The 17,078-nt window shown below is 69.0% G+C and carries 15 protein-coding genes; 5 read left to right on the forward strand and 10 right to left on the reverse strand.

From position 1 onward, the window contains the following. Window positions 1–83: 83 nt before the first annotated feature. From IQ210_RS40900 to IQ210_RS40915, 4 genes are all read right to left on the reverse strand, one after another. On the reverse strand, window positions 84–1,472 hold the full coding sequence (locus IQ210_RS40900) for a hypothetical protein (RefSeq protein ID WP_194084369.1): 1,389 nt from the start codon (window positions 1,470–1,472) through the stop codon (window positions 84–86). Further along, window positions 1,454–2,203, reverse strand: a complete 750-nt coding sequence (locus IQ210_RS40905; RefSeq protein WP_194084370.1) for an ABC transporter ATP-binding protein — start codon at window positions 2,201–2,203, stop codon at window positions 1,454–1,456. The genes IQ210_RS40900 and IQ210_RS40905 overlap by 19 nt, the downstream gene beginning before the upstream one ends. Window positions 2,204–2,386: 183 nt before the next feature. Next, window positions 2,387–3,751: an aspartate aminotransferase family protein gene (locus IQ210_RS40910; RefSeq protein ID WP_194084371.1), complete on the reverse strand. Its 1,365-nt coding sequence runs from the start codon at window positions 3,749–3,751 to the stop codon at window positions 2,387–2,389. A 20-nt stretch (window positions 3,752–3,771) separates the two neighbouring features. After that, entirely contained in the window at window positions 3,772–4,287 is a 516-nt protein-coding gene (locus IQ210_RS40915) for an Lrp/AsnC family transcriptional regulator (protein ID WP_194084372.1), read from the reverse strand. Window positions 4,288–4,457: 170 nt separating this feature from the next. Between IQ210_RS40915 and IQ210_RS40920 the strand changes: the two genes are divergently transcribed. Then, complete coding sequence (locus IQ210_RS40920) at window positions 4,458–5,897, forward strand: gamma-aminobutyraldehyde dehydrogenase (protein WP_194084373.1); 1,440 nt, start codon at window positions 4,458–4,460, stop codon at window positions 5,895–5,897. Between the two features lie 76 nt (window positions 5,898–5,973). Here the strand turns inward: IQ210_RS40920 and IQ210_RS40925 are convergent, their stop codons facing one another. Continuing rightward, window positions 5,974–6,471, reverse strand: coding sequence for a hypothetical protein (locus tag IQ210_RS40925; RefSeq protein ID WP_194084374.1), 498 nt, complete (start codon window positions 6,469–6,471; stop codon window positions 5,974–5,976). Between the two features lie 119 nt (window positions 6,472–6,590). Between IQ210_RS40925 and IQ210_RS40930 the strand changes: the two genes are divergently transcribed. The 3 genes from IQ210_RS40930 to IQ210_RS40940 all read left to right on the forward strand — a co-directional run bounded on the left by IQ210_RS40930 (window position 6,591) and on the right by IQ210_RS40940 (window position 9,701). Continuing rightward, a complete protein-coding gene (locus IQ210_RS40930; RefSeq protein ID WP_194084375.1) occupies window positions 6,591–7,247 on the forward strand; it encodes a response regulator transcription factor in 657 nt (218 codons plus the stop codon). Window positions 7,248–7,261: 14 nt separating this feature from the next. Further along, window positions 7,262–8,428, forward strand: a complete 1,167-nt coding sequence (locus IQ210_RS40935) for a sensor histidine kinase (protein WP_256781650.1) — start codon at window positions 7,262–7,264, stop codon at window positions 8,426–8,428. Window positions 8,429–8,510: 82 nt separating this feature from the next. Further along, entirely contained in the window at window positions 8,511–9,701 is a 1,191-nt protein-coding gene (locus tag IQ210_RS40940; RefSeq protein ID WP_194084377.1) for a polyamine ABC transporter substrate-binding protein, read from the forward strand. 259 nt (window positions 9,702–9,960) lie between these two features. Here IQ210_RS40940 and IQ210_RS40945 read toward each other — a convergent pair whose 3' ends face one another. The 4 genes from IQ210_RS40945 to IQ210_RS40955 all read right to left on the reverse strand — a co-directional run bounded on the left by IQ210_RS40945 (window position 9,961) and on the right by IQ210_RS40955 (window position 14,868). Continuing rightward, window positions 9,961–11,904, reverse strand: coding sequence for a TniQ family protein (locus tag IQ210_RS40945; RefSeq protein WP_102133353.1), 1,944 nt, complete (start codon window positions 11,902–11,904; stop codon window positions 9,961–9,963). 142 nt (window positions 11,905–12,046) lie between these two features. Next, window positions 12,047–13,516 carry a UvrD-helicase domain-containing protein gene (locus IQ210_RS40950; protein WP_194084378.1) on the reverse strand — a complete coding sequence of 490 codons (1,470 nt, stop codon included), beginning with the start codon at window positions 13,514–13,516 and terminating at the stop codon, window positions 12,047–12,049. Next, window positions 13,513–14,436, reverse strand: a complete 924-nt coding sequence (locus tag IQ210_RS47630; RefSeq protein ID WP_228049386.1) for a DUF6083 domain-containing protein — start codon at window positions 14,434–14,436, stop codon at window positions 13,513–13,515. Before IQ210_RS47630 ends, IQ210_RS40950 begins: the two co-directional genes overlap by 4 nt. A 168-nt stretch (window positions 14,437–14,604) precedes the next feature. Next, a complete protein-coding gene (locus tag IQ210_RS40955; RefSeq protein ID WP_019068803.1) occupies window positions 14,605–14,868 on the reverse strand; it encodes a helix-turn-helix transcriptional regulator in 264 nt (87 codons plus the stop codon). A gap of 632 nt (window positions 14,869–15,500) precedes the next feature. Between IQ210_RS40955 and IQ210_RS47635 the strand changes: the two genes are divergently transcribed. Then, window positions 15,501–16,046: a hypothetical protein gene (locus IQ210_RS47635; RefSeq protein ID WP_228049387.1), complete on the forward strand. Its 546-nt coding sequence runs from the start codon at window positions 15,501–15,503 to the stop codon at window positions 16,044–16,046. 371 nt (window positions 16,047–16,417) lie between these two features. Here the strand turns inward: IQ210_RS47635 and IQ210_RS40965 are convergent, their stop codons facing one another. After that, window positions 16,418–16,999, reverse strand: a complete 582-nt coding sequence (locus tag IQ210_RS40965) for a TetR/AcrR family transcriptional regulator (protein ID WP_194084380.1) — start codon at window positions 16,997–16,999, stop codon at window positions 16,418–16,420. Window positions 17,000–17,078: the final 79 nt, after the last annotated feature.

The raw sequence follows: 17,078 nt of genomic DNA on the forward strand, positions 1-17,078 counted from the left end.
CCCATCGGGGTGTGTGCTGTTCGGTGGGTAGACCGGGGGCGGATCAGGAACTCATCGGCGCCCGGAGATTTTTTCGTACGAGTTCAGCGAGTGAGGGGGAGCGCCGCCAGTTCCGCCACGATCAGGGTGAGCGGGCCGAACAGGGCCAGGACCGCGCCCGCGCGCAGGGCCGCGGCGCTGCGGAGCATCGTCGCGGGGGCGCCGAGGCGGAGGAGGGCCGCGGTGGTGTCGGCGCGGGCGTGTTTCGCCTCTACCGCCGCTGTCGCGAGCGTGGCGAGGGTGCAGCCGGTGACCAGGAGCAGGCCGAGGGTGGTGAGGGGGCCGATGTCCGGGGTGGTCGCCGTGTCGTGGAGCGTGGTCATGGCGTACGTCCCGGACGCGACCGCGCAGACCACGCCGAGGGGGCGGCCGATGCGGGTGGCTTCCGCCATGAGGATGCGGCCGGCGAGGAGGCGGAGGGCGCCGGGGTGGGCGGACTGGAGGAGGCGGCCGCAGAGGTGGGTGAGGCCGGGGCCGGCCAGGGCCAGGCCGATTGCGGTGAGGAGCCAGCCGATGAGTGTGCCTGGGGCTCCGCCGGTGAGGCCGCCTGGGAGGGGGGTGGTGTCTTGCTTGCCTGCGTATGCCTCTACCGCGAGCCCGGCGGCGAGTACTGCGATGCCCCAGGGGAGGCCCTTTGGAGACTCTCGCGGGGTTGGGGGGAAGGTGGTGGGGTCCAGGCTGTCGGGTGGCGTGCTCTGGGTGGGGGTTGCTGTGGGGGGCGTTTCGCTTGACCGCGCTGGCGGGGTGCCGCCTGCGCCCACCCGTGCCGCCCCAGCGGCACGACTGCCCGCAGGCTGGGTGGATCGAACACCAGCAGCTGGGCGGGCCCGGAAACGGCCATAGGAACCGAACGTCTCCCTTGGCGCCGTCGTTCCTCGTGCTCCGAACCTCCCGTACGACCTCCCCGTCCCCTTCGGTCTGTCGTCCTCCGGGCGCATCACCCATGCGACTGTCACCGACGCGATCGCCGGGACCAGGCCCAGCAACGTCAGGGCCGCCGGGAGCGGAAGTGGCTTTTCCGGGGCCAGGAAATCCGCTCCTGCGCCGTCGAAGGGCATGCCTGTCAGGTCGCCCCTCAGGTGGAGGAAGAACAGGAGCGCCACCATCGAACCCAGTAGGCAGGACAAGGCCGTTGTCGCTGCCGATACGGCCATCAGGCGGGCCGGGCCCAGGCCGATCGCCGCCAGGCCGGGGCGGGGGCGGGTGCCGGGGTCGGTGCGGGCGACGGCCAGGGCGAAGTAGACCGTGGTGGCCAGCGGGGTCAGGCACCAGGCGAGGCGGAGGAGGGAGCCGCGTGGATCGTCCTGGTGGGCCATCGCGTAGCCGAGGGTGCAGAGGAAGAGGAAGCCCGTGCCCGCCGCGGCCGTCGCGACCAGCAGGCGGCGCAGGTGGACGGCCGGGTGGGCGCCGCGGGTCAGACGGAGAGCGAGCACGCGGCCCCCTGGCCTGCCGGTTGCGTTTCCTGGACCGGGGGAAGGTGGACCGTGTTCACCCGGCGGCCGTCCAGCAGGGACACCGTGCGGTCGGCCAACGCGGCCGTCTCCGCGTCGTGGGTCGCCAGGACCACCGTGATGCCGTGGGAACGGGCCGCCGTGGTGAGGGTGCGGAGTACGTGGGCGCGGTCCGCCCGGTGCAGGGGGGCCGTCGGCTCGTCCGCGAACAGGACCGTCGGGGAGGGGGCGAGCGCACGGGCGATGCAGGCTCGTTGGCGTTCCGGCTGGGTCAGTTCGTGGGGGCGGTTGCGGGATCTGTCGCCGATGTCGAGGCGCTCCAGCCACTCCAGCGCGGCCACCTTGGCCCGGCGGCGGCTGGTGCCGCGCAGCATCAGGGGCAGGGCGGCGTTCTCCCAGACGTTCAGCTCGGGGACGAGGACCGGGGCCGGGTCGATCCAGCCGAAGCGGTCGCGGCGCAGTCGCTCACGGGTCATCGGACCCATCGTGTGCACGGGCACGCTGTTGAACCAGACCTCGCCGCGTTGCGCCGGGACCAGCCCCGACAGGCAGCTGAGCAGCGTCGTCTTGCCGCTGCCGCGCGGGCCGCTCACGGCGAGGATCTCGCCCTCGCGGACGCCGAGCGAGACGCCGCCGAGCGCGGGCGAGCCGTCGGGGTGCGTGAAGTGCAGGGCGCGGGCCCAGAGCACGTCGTTGTCGGGCGGGGCCTCCATGGGCGTACACCTCGTATCTGATCCGTTTTCCCTGCCGTTGATCCCCCGTGCGGGGGAACGAAGACAGGGCCGATCGGTTACCAGGCACGCTAGGGAGCCAGGGCCGTAACCCCGGACAGCACGCGGCCCGGGGTGCACCCCTGTCACTCGGACGGGTGCACCCCGGGCTACGGCCGAACAGCTTTACAGCTTCGTCCACGCCTCCGTGAGCGTGGCGCGCAGGATCTGCTCGATCTCGTCGAAGGTCTCCTGGTTGGAGATCAGCGGCGGGGCGAGCTGGACGACCGGGTCACCACGGTCGTCGGCGCGGCAGTACAGGCCGTTGTCGAACAACGCCTTCGACAAGAAGCCGTAGAGCACGCGCTCGGTCTCCTCGTCGTTGAAGGACTCCTTCGTGGCCTTGTCCTTCACCAGCTCGATGCCGTAGAAGAAGCCGTTGCCGCGGACGTCGCCGACGATCGGCAGGTCGTGCAGCTTCTCCAGGGTCGAGCGGAACGCGCCCTCGTTGTCGAGGACGTGCTGGTTGAGGTTCTCGCGCTCGAACAGGTCGAGGTTGGCGAGGCCGACGGCCGCGGAGACCGGGTGGCCGCCGAAGGTGTAGCCGTGCAGGAAGGTGTTGTCGCCCTTGTAGAACGGCTCGGCCAGGCGGTCGGAGATGATGCAGGCGCCGATCGGGGAGTATCCCGAGGTCATGCCCTTGGCGCAGGTGATCATGTCCGGGACGTAGTCGAACTTGTCGCAGGCGAACATCGTGCCGAGGCGGCCGAAGGCGCAGATGACCTCGTCCGACACCAGCAGCACGTCGTACTTGTCGCAGATCTCGCGCACGCGCTGGAAGTAGCCGGGCGGGGGCGGGAAGCAGCCGCCCGCGTTCTGGACCGGCTCCAGGAAGACCGCGGCGACGGTGTCGGGGCCCTCGAAGAGGATCTGCTGCTCGATCTGGTCGGCGGCCCAGCGGCCGTAGGCCTCGGGGTCGTCGCCGTGGATCGGGGCGCGGTAGATGTTGGTGTTCGGCACCTTGTGCGCGCCGGGGACCAGCGGCTCGAAGGGGGCCTTCAGGCCGGGCAGGCCGGTGATGGACAGGGCGCCCTGCGGGGTGCCGTGGTAGGCGACCGCGCGGGAGATGACCTTGTACTTGGTGGGCTTGCCGACCAGCTTGAAGTACTGCTTGGCCAGCTTCCAGGCGGTCTCGACCGCCTCGCCGCCACCGGTGGTGAAGAAGACCTTGTTGAGGTCGCCGGGCGCGTGGTGCGCGAGGCGCTCGGCCAGCTCGACGGCCTTCGGGTGGGCGTAGGACCACACCGGGAAGAACGCCAGCTCCTGCGCCTGCTTGAAGGCGGTCTCGGCGAGCTCGGTCCGGCCGTGTCCCGCCTGGACCACGAACAGGCCCGCGAGGCCGTCCAGGTAGCGCTTGCCCTTGTCGTCGTAGATGTGGGTGCCCTCGCCCCGGACGATGGTGGGGACGGGCGACTTCTCGTACGACGACATGCGGGTGAAGTGCATCCACAGGTGGTCGTACGCGGTCTGGCTGAGGTCCTTGGTGCTCACGGTTATCGGGTCCTCACGGGTTATCGGGTTCCCCACATGTAGGTCTGCTTCTTGAGCTTCAGGTAAACGAAGCTCTCGGTGGAGCGCACGCCGGGGATGGCGCGGATGCGTCGGTTGATGACCTCCAGCAGGTGGTCGTCGTCCTCGCAGACGATCTCCACCATCAGGTCGAAGGAGCCCGCGGTCATCACCACGTACTCGCACTCGGCCATGGAGGTCAGCGCGTCGGCCACGGACTCGACGTCGCCCTCGACATGGATGCCGACCATCGCCTGCCGCCGGAAGCCCACGGTGAGCGGGTCCGTGACGGCGACGATCTGCATCACGCCCTGGTCGAGCAGCTTCTGGACGCGCTGGCGCACGGCCGCCTCGGAGAGGCCGACGGCCTTGCCGATCGCGGCGTACGGCCGGCGGCCGTCCTCCTGGAGCTGTTCGATGATGGCGAGGGAGACGGCATCCAGGTGCGGGGTGCCGTTCCTGGACTCTCGGGAGTCCCTGGGGTCTGCGCTTCGACTGGCCACGACCTCACTGTGCACGACGTCTCGACACTTCCGCAAGGCCGTATCGATGAAATTCGTTGTTTACGCGACTGAGACCTGCGGATTTCGCAGCATCGGCGGGAGTGGGGGTGTTGAAAACGTGGGCGAGCCGATTAGGGTGGGTGTCTCAACCAATGGACAGTTCGACCCGACACAGGAGGCCGGCAGTGAGCACCGAGCTGCGTCGTCTGCGCAACTACATCGACGGTGAGTTCCGGGACGCCGCCGACGGACGGACCACGGACGTGGTCAACCCCGCGACGGGCGAGGCGTACGCGACCGCGCCGCTGTCCGGGCAGGCCGACGTCGACGCCGCGATGGAGGCCGCCGCCCGCGCCTTCCCCGCGTGGCGCGACACGACCCCCGCCGAGCGGCAGAAGGCCCTCCTGAAGATCGCGGACGCGTTCGAGGAGCGGGCCGAGGACCTCATCGCCGCCGAGGTGGAGAACACCGGCAAGCCGATCGGGCTCACGCGGTCCGAGGAGATCCCGCCGATGGTGGACCAGATCCGGTTCTTCGCGGGCGCCGCGCGGATGCTGGAGGGCCGCTCGGCCGGCGAGTACATGGAGGGGATGACCTCCATCATCCGCCGCGAGCCGGTGGGTGTGTGCGCCCAGGTCGCGCCGTGGAACTACCCGATGATGATGGCCGTGTGGAAGTTCGCGCCGGCTCTCGCCGCGGGCAACACGGTCGTGCTGAAGCCGTCCGACACCACCCCGGCCTCGACCGTCCTCATCGCCGAGATCATCGGGTCGATCCTGCCCAAGGGCGTTTTCAACGTCGTGACCGGTGACCGTGACACCGGTCGCCTCATGGTCGAGCACCCGACCCCCGCCATGGCCTCCATCACGGGGTCCGTGCGCGCCGGCATGTCCGTCGCCGAGTCCGCGTCCAAGGACCTCAAGCGGGTCCACCTGGAGCTGGGCGGCAAGGCGCCGGTCGTGGTCTTCGAGGACACCGACATCGCCAAGGCCGTCGAGGACATCTCCGTGGCGGGCTTCTTCAACGCCGGCCAGGACTGTACGGCGGCCACGCGCGTGCTGGTGCAGGCGTCCATCCACGACGAGTTCGTGGCGGCGCTGGCGAAGGCCGCGGCCGACACCAAGACCGGGCAGCCGGACGACGAGGACGTGCTCTTCGGTCCCCTCAACAACCCGAACCAGCTCAAGCAGGTCTCCGGGTTCATCGAGCGGCTGCCGGCCCACGCCAAGGTCGAGGCCGGTGGCCACCAGGTCGGTGAGAAGGGGTACTTCTACGCGCCGACCGTCGTGTCCGGGCTGAAGCAGGACGACGAGATCATCCAGAACGAGGTGTTCGGGCCGGTCATCACCGTCCAGTCCTTCTCCGACGAGGACCAGGCCGTCGAGTGGGCCAACGGTGTGGAGTACGCGCTGGCTTCGTCGGTGTGGACCAAGGACCACGGGCGTGCGATGCGGATGTCCAAGAAGCTGGACTTCGGGTGCGTGTGGATCAACACGCACATCCCGCTGGTCGCCGAGATGCCGCACGGTGGGTTCAAGAAGTCCGGGTACGGCAAGGATCTGTCGGGGTACGGGTTCGAGGACTACACGCGGATCAAGCACGTGATGACGTCCCTGGACGCGTAGTCCGTACGACGACACAGGCGGCCCCGGACGGATCAAGTACCGTCCGGGGCCGCCCCGTTCCCCCTCCTCCGTGGCCTTATGCCTTCTCTATGTGCTCGTGCAGGGACGGGAGTTCGTCGCCCGGCTCTCCCGGCTTGGCCGGGGTCGGGAGCTTGGGCAGGTCCGCCGGGTTCGGGAAGGTGATGCCCGCCTTCTTCAGGATCGGGGCGCAGGATTTGAGGGCCTTCTCGTACGACTTCGACGTCGGGTCGAAGTCCTTCCCGGCCGTCGACTTCACCTCCAGGCGCACCCTGCCCTCCTCGTCCGTCGTCGCGTGGAAGTCGGGGAATGTCGTCTCGCCCTGGTCGCGCATGCACGCGGCGAAGTCGTCGTTCGCCTCGTTGACGTCGTCGGGGGCGTTCCCGGTGGGGTGGTAGGCGACCGCGAAGGCGGCCCCGCTGCTCGGAGGCTCGACGTCGGTGGACGTCGTACCGGACGACTGGGCGGCCGACGCGCTGACCGTGCCGAGTGCGGCGGCCGTCAGGACGGCTATGCCGAGGGCGAGTCGCTGGGGCCGGGTCGGCAGAGCACGCATGGGGTCCTCCTCGTGGCTGGCGGTGGTGCTGACGGGGCCAACCCAAGCGCCCGGGCGGTTACGGCACGGGAACGGCCGTCCTTATCGCCGTGTAACCCCGGCGCGGACACACTGACCGCATGCGTGTGCTGGTGGTCGAGGATCACGAAGAGCTCGCCGAGACCGTGGCGTCCGGGCTGCGCCGGGAGGGCATGGCGGTCGACCTGGCCCTCGACGGGGCGACGGCGCTGGAGCGCGCCGAGGTCAACGGCTACGACGTCGTCGTACTGGACCGAGATCTGCCCGGCGTGCACGGCGACCAGGTGTGCCGGACGCTGGCGCGCGGGGGCAGCCGGGCGCGGGTGCTGATGCTCACCGCGTCGGGGGCCGTGGCCGATCGGGTCGCCGGCCTTGGGCTCGGGGCCGACGACTATCTGGCGAAGCCGTTCGCCTTCGCCGAACTCGTCGCGCGCATACGGGCGTTGGCGCGGCGCGCGCAGCCCGCGTTGCCGCCCGTGCTGGTGCGCGGGGAGTTGCGGGTCGATCCGGCGCGGCGGGAGGCGACCCGGGCGGGGTCCCGACTGCCGCTCAGCCCCAAGGAGTTCGCCGTGCTGGAGCTGCTGCTCGGCGCGCAGGGTGCGGTCGTCTCCAGTGAGGAGCTGCTGGAGCGGGCGTGGGACGAGGCCGCCGATCCCTTCAGCCAGACCGTGAAGGTCACCGTCAGCAGGCTGCGGCGCAAGCTGGGGGAGCCGCCGTTGATCGAGACGGTCGACCGGGCCGGGTACCGCATTCGATGAACGGGGGCGGGAGGGTGCCGACGTGGTGGCCGCGGAGTGTCCGGTGGCGGCTGACCCTGCTCTACAGCGCCCTGTTCGTGGTGGCCGGGGCCATGTTGCTGGGGTTCACCTATTTCCTCGCCGCGAGTTCCCGGTCGGGCAAGGCCTTCACGTCCACGCGGGGTGAGGGGCAGGGGGTGGGTGGTGGTCCGGTGGGGCTTGATCCGCCGGCCGTGAACGCCGTGGTCGAGGCTGTTCGGTCGGATCAGCTGCACGAGCTGCTGGTCAAAGGGGGCGTCGCCCTCGCCGTGATGGCTCTGCTGTCGGTCGCGTTGGGGTGGCTGGTGGCGGGGCGGGTGCTGGCGCCGCTGCGGACGATGACCGCGTCCGCCCGTCGTATCTCCGCCGACAATCTGCACGAGCGGCTCGATGTGGCCGGGCCGGACGACGAGTTGAAGGCCATGGCGGACACCTTCGACGCCGTACTCGCCCGGCTGGAGGGCGCGTTCGAGGCGCAGAAGGCCTTCGTCGCCAACGCCTCCCACGAGTTGCGGACCCCGCTCACCCTCCAGCAGGCGATCGTCGACGTGACGCTCGCCGACCCCGAGGCGTCCGTCGACTCCCTGCGGGCGGCGCTGTTGCGGGTGCGGGCGGCCGGGCAGGAGCAGGAGCGGTTGATCGACGCGCTGTTGACACTGGCTCGGAGTCAACGCGGGCTTGAGCGGCGGGAGTTCGTGGACCTGGCGAAGGTCGTGCGGGAGCGGCTGCCGGAGTCGGGGGTCGCGCGGGTCGAGACACGGCTCGAATCCGCGCCCGTGCTCGGTGATCCGCAGCTCATCGAGCGGCTGGTGGTGAACCTCACCGACAACGCCGTACGGCACAACCTCCCCGAGGGGGAGGGGAGTTGGGTCAGCGTGTGGACAGGGGTGGACGCGGCCGGGCGGCCAGGGCTGCGGATCGAGAACAGCGGGCCGTTGATCGCGGCGGAGCAGGCGGAGGGGCTGTTCCAGCCGTTCCGGCGGCTGGGCGGCCCGGAACGGGTGCGCAAGAGGGACGGGCTGGGGCTCGGGATGTCGATCGTGGCGGCCGTCGTCGCCGCGCACGACGGGCGGGTACGGGCGACCACGCGGCCGCAGGGGGGACTGACGGTGGAGGTCAGCCTTTCGCCGGGAGGGCCGGGGACAGCGGCCGTCGTCGGCTGATCGACAAGGTGTCCGTTGCCTGTGCCACGGCTCGACGCAGCGTCGATTGTCCGTCCACAGCCGGGCGCGACATGCTGCCGGAATGCCCCTCCCACAGCAGACGCCCCGCCTCTCCCGCCGTTCCCTGCTGCGCGCATGCGCCGGCACCGCGGCGCTGGGCGCCCTCGCCGGGTGCGGTGTGCCCGCCGCGTACGTGTCCGCCGGCGACCGCGCGGTCCCCGACCGGTCCGCCACCGACAAGCAGCTGAGCTGGGCGAACTGGCCCCTGTACATCGACACGGACGACGACGACACGACGAAGCGGCCGACGCTGGAGGCGTTCGGGAAGGAGACCGGCATCTCCGTCGACTACGTCGAGGAGATCAACGACAACGACGAGTTTTTCGGCAAGATCAGCCCCGCGCTGATGAACCACCAGTCGACCGACCGCGACCTCATCGTCATGAGCGACTGGATGTGCGCGCGCTTCGTCCGCCTCGGCTGGGTCCAGGAGATGGACCGGGCCGACCAGCCGAACGTCACCAAGTACCTCGACCCACTGCTCCGTTCACCCGCCTTCGACCCGGGCCGCAAGCACACCGTGCCCTGGCAGTCGGGCATCACCGGCATCGCGTACGACCATCGCCGCCTCGGACGCGAGATACGGCACGTCTCCGAACTGTGGGACAGCGACCTCAAGGGCAGGGTGACCCTGCTGTCCGGCCTCGACGAGGCGTTCGCGCTGCTGATGCAGGGCAACGGCGTGGACATCAGGAAGTGGACCGCCGACGACTTCCACACGGTCTGCGACCAGGTCGAGAAGTACGTGCACAGCGGCCAGATCCGCCGCTTCACCGGCAACGACTACACGAAGGACCTCGTCAGCGGTGACGTCCTCGCCTGCCAGGCGTACTCCGGCGACGTCATCCAGCTCCAGGCCGACAACCCCGACATCCGCTTCGTCGTCCCCGAGGAGGGCGCCGAACTCTGGTCGGACTCCCTGATGATCCCCGACCGCGCGAGCCACAAGGCCAACGCCGAGCGGCTGATCGACTACTACTACGACCCCGAGGTCGCCGCGGAACTCGCCGCCTGGGTCAACTACGTCTGCCCGGTACCGGCCGCGCAGGACGTCCTCGCCTCCGCCAAGGACGAGGAGACGGCCGCGCTGGCCGAGAACACGCTGATCTTCCCCGACGCCGAGATGCGCGAGCGGCTGGTGATCGCCCGCGACATCACGTCGACGGAACGGGTGGAGTTCTCGAAGAGATGGAACGCGATCGTGGGACTGTAGCCGTACGCCCGGCGACTTGTGACGAGGATTTTTAGTTGGCACAAAAGAGGGATAGTTGGCACTGAGGTCAACGTTCGTCGGCGGCGCTGCAGATCTCTCAGTGATGCTGCTGACTGGGCTTTGAACTGCTGTTATGTCGGGGCGAGGCTGCAGAGTTTGAGGCGCGGATGGCCGTTCCTTCCGCGGCTGCGACGGCTATGTCGAGCGGAAGCGCCGTGCGATGGTCGCAGGTTTATCTCGCATGCGTCGCGTAGAGAGTTCAGGGGAGCGGCGTCGGACCCTGGGATACCTGAGGCATCGATATGGCAGGAGTAGCGGCGATCTCGTCGATGTCGATGTCCAAGGGTTTCTGCAGGTCGCAAGCCTGGGACAGCAAGGAGGCGTAACGGTCGAGACGGAGGCGCAAGAGTCGACGAGGTGTGTGTAGCTGACCGTGGAAGACCCCTGCTCGGGCGACGACGTTCTCGGCCATGGACTTGTTGTCCTCGCGGAGCGCCCGTACCAAAGGGCTGAGGGCGCGTTCACCCTGGGTGACATTGCACCACACGAGGACTTCTCCAACACCTGGGTTATGTCCGTAGTGCGCGGACCGGAAGCGCGGAACGCCGCGGCAGATGGCATCCCAGTGTTGATCGGGGAGATGCCAGTCGGCCATCCTCTGCCGCCTGCGGGCATAGTTGACTCGAGTTCCGCTGGCATCCAGTTGACAGGCGACGGCTCTGACGCGGTTTTCGAACTCCAGCCAGAGGCCTGCTCTGTCGAGTCGTTTTCCAGTGGAAGCGAGGAGTTTTGCGGCGTAGCCGGGTGGAATTCCGATCTGCGGTGCACAACATGGCCACGTTTCTCCGGTGATGAACTGGGCGAGCTGTAGGGATGAAGCCCGTCTCAAGGAATAGGCGAGCCGGGCATCGGGGGTGTTCATTCGATGCATCAACTCCGCGAAGTTGGTGTCGAACCATTCCTTGGGCAAAAACGAGGGGATCTCTTCGATCGTGTAGCGGTGGCTCGCTTTTTGTTGCCGCAGCCTTGAGTGTCGCTGATATCCGTGTGCGCGCCACGCGATGGCCCGCAGCAGGTCCGGCGAGACGTGCTCGCTGGCCCGGACGACATTGCCGATGTAGCCCGGAGCGCGCTGGCGCGCCTCCTGTGCCAGTGGGCGGAGGCGCTCGCGTAGCGAGGACAGATCGCGGTTGGCAAGGGCTGCGTCGGCCGCCAGCAGGAGTGCGGCGCATTCGCCGGGGTCGGTGGGTGGTGTTCGTACTCCCGTGAGCTTCTTGGAACCGGCAGGGGCGGGGCCGGGTTGTTCGTGGAGCAGTTGAGTGATGGGCGAGAGGTGCCTGTCCAGCAGTTCGGTGAGAGGGGCGGTCGGAAGTAGTGAGGTGCCGAGCGGCCAGCTCAACTTGATGAGGTGGGTGACGAGCACCAGGTCCGGGATGGCTGCGCTGCCGTCGGAGTGGAGGTCGGCGTCCAGCCGTTGCTGTAGATCGATTAAGAGCGCTCGTTCGGTCGAGGTGAGGCTTGGTAGGGCGGGTTCGGTGCTGGCGTCCAGGCGAGTTCCGCAGAAGGTGGGGAAGCGGCCGCGGTAGATGTTGCCCCCAGCGACGGCCGCATGGCGGCACGCGGCTGGATGTGCGCCAGGGACTCGAGGTCGTTGGACCAAGCTCAAACGCCGGTCGGCAAGGCCATTGAGCGGCTGACGGCAGTCGGGGCATGTATCGGAGAGCAGGCGATCGTGCCTGGTGCAGGCGAAGGAGAACGGCAGGTGCCATCTCAGTTTCCAAGCTCCGCCGAATTCCCGCTGAATGGAACTGCCGTCACCGCGCAGACATGCGGGGCAATACCGGCTCGCCGCGTTCATGCCCCAGTCCACGGAGGTCAACGCGTTGGCACGAGACGCCGAATGCGGATGGGAGCGCAATACGGGATGAGCCGCCGCGAAGTGCTGCAGCGTGAGCGACTTGACCTCATGGGTGCTGAGCCGAGCCACCCAGGCGAATTGCAGTGTCAGATCTTCCGGCAGGTCCAAGAGGTAGCGAGCAGGAACGTGCCGCCTATAACTGCTCAACCCGCCCAACTCTGCGATGCGGGTGGGCGAGCAACCCAACCGGTGGGACAGGCGTAGGAGGAAGCCAGGCAGGGACTCCTCCGGTAACGGGGCGAGGCTTCGGGCGAGTCGGCGATGCCCGTCGCGTATGTCGGTCACGATGGCAACCTCATCGCTGTGGGTGTGGATCCTCGCGGAGCGTAGTGCAGGGCGGGGGCGAGCGTGATCGCAATGCTCTCAATTCACTCGGTCCGGAGTGTTTCAGGGCGTCGGATGTTCGTCGGGGTCCGGATGGTGGACGTCAGCCAGTTTCCTGTCGAGTTGTCACGGCCGTCTGATTGGTGACCCAGGACAGCCCTCCGAGGTCGAGGCGCTGGCATGTTCGGGTCACGGCGACATAGGCCAGGCGTGCCTCGCTCTCGTCGATCTGACGTGTGTCCGACTGCTCGTCGCCAGGATCGTCGGGAGCTGGGGGTTCGAAGTCGTCGGCGATCGTCACCGACCCCCATTCCCGGCCTTTGGCCTTGTGCGCGGTGGACACCGTCACCTCCGCGGTCTCCTCCGGGGCGAGGCGGGCCACCGCCGCCAGGATGGCATCGGGACCGTGGGTGTCGACGAGGTCGACGAAAGGCTGCAGGTCTCGGCCGCTGGGGTCGTACGCGGCGTAGTCCTGGAGCTCGCCCCAAGTAGTGAAGAGCAGGAGTTCGGGGTGGTGCGTGCGGCGGCCCTCCTTGAGGTCGCGTGCTGCCTGCGCCAGGGACTGCAGGCTCTGGCCGCCTCCGGCGAGGGCAACCCTGCCGCCCGACGCCATGAGTCGCATGACGTGGGCCATGGCCCCGACGTTAGTGCGGCACAGCACGGCATCAGGTCGGAGGACGGGTCCGAGTTCGGTGGGGACGGTGTCGGTTCCCGTCAGGCGTAGTGGGGCGTTGGCGAAGGCGAGCCAGCGGTTCGCCTCGGCGGCGAGACGGGGACCGAACCGGAAGGACTGCGTGAGGGTGAGCTGAGTGCCCTCGAATCCGGCCATGACGTCCTTGGCGCCGCGCCAGTGATAGATGGCTTGGGCGGAGTCGCCGACCATGACGAGCTGGGCGTGGTCGCGCTGAGCCAGGAAGACCTGTTCGACGACGGGGTTGGTGTCCTGGGCCTCGTCCAGGAGAAGGAAGTCGGTTTCGATCCGGGGTCGGGTGAGCGCCCAGATCTTGAGGTAGTGGTCATGGTCGAAACGGACGGCTCCGTCGTCGAAGTGCTGCAGGTCCATCCATGCCCTTCGGGCGAACGGCAGGAGGTGCTCGGCGAGTTCGGAGTGCAGATCGTCTTCATCGAGTCCCCGGAGCCGCGGGACGTGCCGGTGGCTGATCGTGAGGTCAGAGGTGTGACAGAAGCGGGAGATGGTGCGCAACGCGGCGTTGGAGAGGGTCCGTTGGGACACCTTGCGGTGGCCGATCTGGAGGGGTTCGGAGAGGCCGAGGGCGTGACCGGTCTGCCAGGCGGGGCGCCGTGGAGCGTTCAGGCGGCGCGTGTAGCGGTGGCCGACGGCGGCATAAGCGAGGGCGTGGGCCGTCTTGCAAGTGACGGTGGAGGGAAAGCGGGCGCGGGCGTCGTGGGCGATGGCGCGGTTGTAGGCGAGGTAGCGGCCGCGGCGCTGGGTGGAGCGGGCGAGCAGCGCGAGCGTGCTGGTCTTGCCGGTGCCCGCGCCGGCCTGCAGTGCCACGTGGTCGCCGGCGTGGAAGGCGTCCGCGGCGGCAGTTTGCTCGTCAGTGGGGTTCAACGGTTTCGTCCTCGTCCACGGCACGTTGTGCGTCGGCGGGTGGGAGACGGGAGCGGCCCAGTCGAGTCGGCCTCAGGGCCCCGGAGAGACGGGGGCGAGTCGGGGAGACTGGTGCGGATGTGGGTGTGGTGGGTGAGCGGGTCGAAGACCTGCCATCCGGCCAGTGCGAGGTCGGGGGCGGTATTCGCCGCCATGTGGGCGGGGCAGCGCTGTGTTCGCCACCGCAGCTGCTCCGCATACGGCACGCCATTCAGGTCGTATAGGACCAAATGGTCCGTCGGCAGAGCGAGTTGACCTGTTCCCGAAGAGATGGCGGCCGAGCTCCAGACGCCGCCCGGGGCGGCTGGGTCCAGGACCGGGTGGGGGCAGCGGTGGCCACGGCGAGTTTGGGACACGCACCGCAGCTCCTCAAGGGGCTGCTCGGCGAGGTAGCGGATGCGCAGGATCTCCACGATCGGCAACACCGGCCGCTCATCCGGCTGCGCCGTGGTCGGGCATGTGACAGGGGGTGGCGGGGTGAAGAGTCCCGCGTCGATCCGGCGGCGGGTGAGCACGGCCAGGCGGCGCCGTAGTTCCGTAAGGGTGGGAGTGAGGTTGCTGTCCGGAGCGCGCCGTGGGCAGACGGCGGCGTGCGGGATGCGGCACCACGCGGAGTCGGCGCCACGGTAGGCGATGCCGCCGCTCAGATGCCAGTGACAGGCGATGGGGACCGGGCAGGTGGGCAGCTCGTAGGGATGCAGTCCGATCGGCCGGTGATCAGCGCGCGGATACCAGTCGACGCGATTGCCGCACTCTCGGCACCTACGGCTCTGTCCCTGGCGCAGGAGACGGCTGGGGCTGGAGGTGGCGACGCGCAGGCGGCGACGAGGGACTGCGGGGGCGGCGCTGTCCCAGCGGTGGGCGAAGTCGTGCGGTTGCATGGCGAGCAACGTGCCAGGCTGCACGCCGCACCATGGCACTGCGGCCGCCTCAGGTCATGCGAATGGCTCACCGGATACGGCAGGCGTGCGACTAGTGGCGCGCATGTTCGATATCAGGTTTCCGTTCGGGTGAATCACCGGGCGGGTCTTCTCTCGCGAAGCGGCCGGTCAGGAGCCCACGGTGCTGGGTGGTTCGTGGCCCTCGCAGAGCGGTTCCAGCAACTGATCGATGGGCAGGCCGAAGGCGTGAGCCAAGGCGTGCCATGTGGTGATCTTTCCGGTGGTACGGCCGTGCTCAAGGTCGATGAGGGTGCGCCGGGCGAGGCCGCTGCGGTCGGCGAGTTCGTCGAAGGTCCACCCGCGCTCGCTCCTCAACCGCGCGAGCTGGACACGCAAGGCGTCGAGGTTCGGGTCGGGCGGGAAGATCGTCACCCCACCATCCGACGGTGCAGACCCCTGCCCCGTCAGTGCAGACTTCTGCACTATTTGCTAGGGAAGGGGTGATGTTTGCCGGGGGCGAGCCGCTGCGATGCAGTGGTGCGCCTGGCCTTCGCGTGCCCCGCAATGTCAAGTCCTTGGACAGGAGGAGAGCGAGAGCGATGAGGCTCTCCCTGCACACAGTGGTCCCCCGGGTGTGGACCGTGGAGCTTCGGCCGCGGGCGGGCGGCCCGCTGCTCGTGTGTCCGCGCTGTGCGCCCAGGGCCGTCTCGCTGCAGGCGTCCGCGGCGAAGTCCGACGCCCTACGGCATCTCGCGGCCCATGCGCGAGGTGACGCGCTCGCCGGACATCTTCGTACGTGCCAGTGTCGGCAGCGGGAATGCCGCTGGCATCCCCGGCATCGAGGTTGCGCCGGCCCCATCCGGCTTGTGCTCGCCCGCGACCGGGCCGGACGCAACTGGCGCCTGGCCGACGCTTGTACCGCGTGCGCCCGGGCAATTCCCTACGCGGCAGTGGTCCCCGACACCGCCACGGACATGGCTGTACCCGGGGAAGGCGATGGCTGCGTCCGGCCACAGCGAGCCGCGACGAGTCCGGGACTGCCGTCGGCCACCCGAGTCCGGGAAATGCTCGCTTACCTCGCGGCCGCCCTCCCGGCTTGTACCAGTGCTGCCGCTCGCTTGGTCGCGCTACAGTGCGCGCTTCGTGTCGACGGCGAGGGGAGCGTCACGCTCGCGGACGGGATCACGCGCAGCATGCGCTTGGGGCATCTGCACGTCATCTGGCACGAGTTGGAACAAGCCGCCTGGCTGCGTTCCGATCCTTCGGCGCAGCGGTTCCGCCGCTTCGACCTGCTCGACCCCTCGGTGCTCACCCAGGTCCCCGGCCGGCGCGCCCGCGCTCAAGCCGCCGACTGGGCGCTGCGTCAGACATGCCGTCCGGCCGTACGGCGACAGAGGGCCGTCGCCCGCCTGGTGGCTCTGCAAATCGCCGCATGCACCGATGATCACGGCCGGGGCAGCATCGAAACCATTCACCTCACCCGGACCGCAGGCATCTCCTCCGTTGCGGCGGCCACCCTGCTTGACCAACTCGCTCGGGTGGGCGCACTTGATCGCTGGCAGCTTGATCCAGCAACCGATGAAGTGCGCTGGACCTCCAGGCCGTGCTGACCTGCCTGGAGTCCCGTCGATCAGGAGCTCGCGGTGTCGGCGGCGGGTGAACGTCTCGGGCCGTCGCCGGCACGAGTACAGTTGCTTCCAGAAGGGGGTCGAGGGATCCAGGGTGATGTTGCGCTTGCGTCTCGGCCCCTCTCCACGGCGGCAGCGCCCAAGTCCGCCCCTCTGTGGCCTCGGAGATTGCTTGAAGCGGTGCTCTGCCGCCAGTTGCACGGCCTGGCCGCGAAGGGCTGCGTCAATCTTCTTGGGTACGTGTCCCATCCTGTCTGTTGGCTCGCAACGGAGCGGCAGAGGAGTCGGAACGGTTCAACGACGCTTCCGGGGCGCATCGGCCTGGGCCTCGACGCGCCCAGGCCCGCGGACCCTCATCGCGGCCCAGGCGCCCCCACGCGCAGACCGTCCATCACGAGGTCCAGAAGGCGGCCGGACCGGGTCCGCCAGTCCCCGCGGCCGTCGATCTGCCAGACGCCAGCAATGGCGAGGATGAAGTCGTCGGTGGTCATGTTCGGGCGGATGGTGCCGGCCTCGTGGTTGGCCTTGATGAGGAGTTCGATCGCGTCGACGACCAGGGAGTATCCGGGTTTCGCCGGGCCTCCCGTCGCGCTGATGGCCTGGCGCAGCGCGTCGGCCAGGCCGGCCCTGGCCGTGGCGAAGTATGCGAGACGGCTCATCCACTCGCGCAGGGCCTCATCGGGGCTTCCGTTGAGCAGAAGCTGGGGCGCGCTTTCGGCGAGGTGCTGCACCTCGCGCTGGTGGACTTCGAGAACGAGCGCTTCGCGGCTGGGGAAGTGTCTGTACAGCGTCCCCTGCCCGACTCCCGCTCTTTTGGCGATCAGGCTGAGTGGTGCGTCCGCGAACAAGGACAGCTCGGTCAACGCCGCCGCGAGGATGCGCTCGCGATTGCGTTGTGCGTCCGAGCGCTGAGGCGTCCCACTCTTCGGTTCCACTCGTCCTCCTCCCGGGCGTACCCGTCCCTGCACTTGATAACCGGACAGCAGTCCGCTACTTTCCCCGGTACCGGACTGT

Origin of the sequence: Streptomyces justiciae (assembly GCF_015163075.1) — a bacterium.
Taxonomy (GTDB): domain Bacteria; phylum Actinomycetota; class Actinomycetes; order Streptomycetales; family Streptomycetaceae; genus Streptomyces; species Streptomyces justiciae.